The sequence below is a fragment of the Halarchaeum nitratireducens genome (genome assembly GCF_017874695.1).
Classification (GTDB): domain Archaea; phylum Halobacteriota; class Halobacteria; order Halobacteriales; family Halobacteriaceae; genus Halarchaeum; species Halarchaeum nitratireducens.
Genome location: NZ_JAGIKY010000028.1, coordinates 1 through 3,251, shown reverse-complemented (window position 1 = coordinate 3,251; position 3,251 = coordinate 1). Strand labels below are relative to the sequence as shown.

Annotated in this window: 3 protein-coding genes; 1 reads left to right on the top strand and 2 read right to left on the bottom strand. The window is 66.8% G+C overall.

The features are described 5' to 3' along the window. Window positions 1-242: 242 nt before the first annotated feature. Together J2754_RS15975 and J2754_RS15970 are read right to left on the bottom strand one after the other, a co-directional pair. On the bottom strand, window positions 243-479 hold the full coding sequence (locus J2754_RS15975; RefSeq protein ID WP_211088007.1) for a hypothetical protein: 237 nt from the start codon (window positions 477-479) through the stop codon (window positions 243-245). A 138-nt stretch (window positions 480-617) separates the two neighbouring features. Next, a complete protein-coding gene (locus tag J2754_RS15970) occupies window positions 618-1,742 on the bottom strand; it encodes a hypothetical protein (RefSeq protein ID WP_211088006.1) in 1,125 nt (374 codons plus the stop codon). Window positions 1,743-2,565: 823 nt separating this feature from the next. Here J2754_RS15970 and J2754_RS15965 point away from each other — a divergent pair. Next, the gene (locus J2754_RS15965) at window positions 2,566-2,913 is read left to right on the top strand and encodes a CopG family ribbon-helix-helix protein (protein WP_211088005.1); all 348 of its coding nucleotides are present in this window, start codon (window positions 2,566-2,568) and stop codon (window positions 2,911-2,913) included. The last annotated feature ends 338 nt before the right edge of the window (window positions 2,914-3,251 follow it).

Genomic DNA, 3,251 nt, shown 5'->3' with positions numbered 1-3,251 from the left:
CGCTCTACCCACCACAAACCGACGCCTCAGCCTCTCCCTCCCGGTTTGCACGCCGCGGACACCACCGAAAAACGCTCTACCCTCCACAGACCACCGACACAGCGCCCAACGCGCGTCTTATATATATCGCGCCGAGCGTCTGTACACATGCACCCCCGTAAGGGGGTGCATGTGTACAAACTCTATGGGGGAGGGATGGTGTGGTGGTGGGCTGACCGTTCGGGGTCGTAGGTCCTAACCGATCACTCCTCGTCGCCGGCCGCCTCGACCAGCTCCTCGGCGAGGTCGCGCGCCGCCGACGGCGAGAGCGACGCCGTTATACTCATCTCGTCGCTCCGCACGTGCAGCCAGACGCCGCCCTCCGCGTAGTCCCGCACCGCCTCGACTACACAGTCACCCGTTAGCTCGGCCGTCTGCAGGTAGCTATACGATGCACCAACGCTTTCCCCGTCTCGCGGGGTAGTGTTCTCTGTCGTCATGGTTGCGTGACGGCACCCGGTCGGCGTCCTACCGCCGGCCCTCTCGGGCGGGGTGCCCGTTACCCTCGCCCATCTTACTGGGGTCATCGGGGCCGATCATAGACTCAAACAGCCATTTCACCCTCCGCCATCCTGCGATTAGTCATCACCCGGCACCCAGACACCGTGACCCGACGACTCCGGCGACGGGCCCGCCGACTCCAACCGAGCCCGCCACTCCGGCCGCCCGATCACCGACGCCGGCCCCTGCTCCCACTCACGGAGCCGCGTCTGTCGCTGCCGCCACCGTGCCGGCACCGGCGTCCGCTCAACCTGCTGGCCACCCTCGCCCACCGCCGCCAGCGTCGCCCCGCACCGAACCGCGCCACCTGGAACAGCGCGCGCCTCGCACCGGAACGACACCCGGTCATCCTCCGCATCCTCGAAGCGCACCACCGTCCCCCGCTCCCCACACACCGGACAGTAGCCGTAGTCAGGGTCGTACTCCGGGATCGCCGCCCGGTCCGTCCGCATCGTCCCCTGATGCGGCCCCTGCGGCGACCAGCCATCAGGCGGCGTGATCGAGATCGGGCGCGACTCGATCACCGCTAGATCCGGCGGTGGCTTCACCACCTTCCCGTAATCGACGTGCTCCGACTGCGACGACAGCGACACCTCCTCACCGCCCATCACCCGATGCCAAACCTCCTTCGCACGCTCCAAGCTACCCGTCATCGCCTTCACCGTATCCCACGCTTCCGTCACCGACCCACCGAGCGTCCGTTCCCACGACCATGACACGTTTTCGAGCGCCTCGCCGTGCTCGCCGAGGTACTGCGATACGCAGTAGCCCGCCAGCGACTCCCGACTGTGGTAGTCCACTTCCCCCGTCTTCGTAATCCAGACGTGGAGCGGCTGTATCTCCTCCTCGCTGTGCTCGTCGTGCGGCCCGTGTATGCGCCCCCACTGCTCACTCAGCCACTTGTGCGGGATGAACAGCGAACGGCTGTGTGAGCCCGCTGGCGGCTTCCACGCCCAGAACAGATGCAGGACACCCTTCCCCTCCGGCCCCTCGCTTGTGCGGATCACCAACGACTCTAGCTCACGGATGTGATCGAGGCGATGGGCGTTCCCGTCCGCATCGTAGGCGAGCCGGGCGCGCTCTATCGTCTGGCGCAGACGCCGCTGATTGTACGCCAGACGGTCCGCATCGTCGGACTCCTCCGACGACGTGAGCGTCACCCAGCTAATTTCGTAGCCGTGCTGTTCCCAGTAGCTCAGCATCGTGTGGACGCGGTGGAACGTCCGTTTCTGCTGGCGGTTCCACGATCTCCGGTCATCGCCCCCCGTGGAATCCCCATCACCGGGTAGAGCGCTCGAATCCCCTTCCTCCGACCGCGTTCGGGATTCACGATAAGAATCAAGTAAAGGAGACTCACCGCCGGGGGATTCACCGAGCGAAGCGCGGTGGTCGGCGCAGAGCGCCCCACGCGCCGGTTCCACGGCCGGAGCGTCGCACGACGGAAGCGTACACGTCTGCTCCGCCGGAAGCGCCGACTGGCTCACCGCCACCACCCCCGCCCCGCACGACAGGATGCCCTCCGGCCTCCGGCCTCCGGGGGCAAGCGGTGGGCTGCCGAAGCGCGGGCAACTACCGCGCGGTGGGCGCGGTCGCCCTCCGTGCGTTCCGGCGGCTCGACGAGCCGCGCGCCGGCGGCGTCGCTCCCTCCGGTCACTCCGGGCCGCGCGGCGCCCGGTTCGACGACCGCGGGCTTCCGCACTCCGGGCTGGCCGGAGCTATGGACCACGACCCCGCAGATGGCACTCTCAGACGTTGGAGCGCCAGTATACGGCCGGGTCGCGTCGGTCGAAACGATTTTGCGCCCGGGCGCAGAAGGAAGGGACACGGAACCCGCCTGTCCAAGGAGGTTCTTCCCCACAGGGCCGCTGGCACGGCCCTGTGTGGTCGTGTCCCGCCCCTGCGGGACTTCCTTCACGTGCTCTGAGTGACTACCACGTCGTTCCTCCGCCGTCCTCTTAGTCCTTCCGCAGACCGACCCCAACGCCTTTGACCCACGGTAAACGAACGTAAACCGGTGCGTACCCCGTGAAAACCGTTGCCTCAAAACTGCCCGAGCAACTGGCCGACCGAGTAGACGACTTCGCGGACGACCGCGACCTGAACCGGAGTCAGGCCATACGAACACTCCTTGAGCACGGCCTCGACGCCCAGAACCACCGCGAGACGCCCGCATACGTCATCGCACTCGGCACACTCGGCCTCGTCTACCTCGTCGGCTCCCTCGTCACGATCCGGCCCACCGAGATCGCCGCCCCCGCCGGCGCGATCTGCCTCCTCGCCGCCCTCCTCCTCTGGCACGACACTACACGCCAGAAACTCGGCGCGCTACGGCGTGACGCCGCCGAACGCGTCCGTTCCACGTTCAACCGGTAACAACCGCTGTCCGCGTTCCGTTGCACTTCTGCAAACCACCCTTCAACCCTCACACCGGGTATACCAACAGCCTCGCCGCCTCTACTAGCCACCTCTACTTTCTGACGAAAAAGGCGGTTAGCACGGGTTGAAACACCGCGGACACCGCACCGGAACCGCTCTACCCACCACAAACCGACGCCTCGGCCGCTCTACCCGCCACCGGCCCCGCGGACACCTCCCGGACACCGCTCAGACCGGAAACGCTCTACCCACCACAAACCGACGCCTCAGCCTCTCCCTCCCGGTTTGCACGCCGCGGACACCACCGAAAAACGCTCTACCCTCCACAGACCACC

Coding starts and splice junctions, on each gene's coding strand:
- J2754_RS15975 (WP_211088007.1), bottom strand. CDS start 479: ATGACGACAGAGAACACTACCCCGCGAGACGGGGAAAGCGTTGGTGCA.
- J2754_RS15970 (WP_211088006.1), bottom strand. CDS start 1,742: ATGCTGAGCTACTGGGAACAGCACGGCTACGAAATTAGCTGGGTGACG.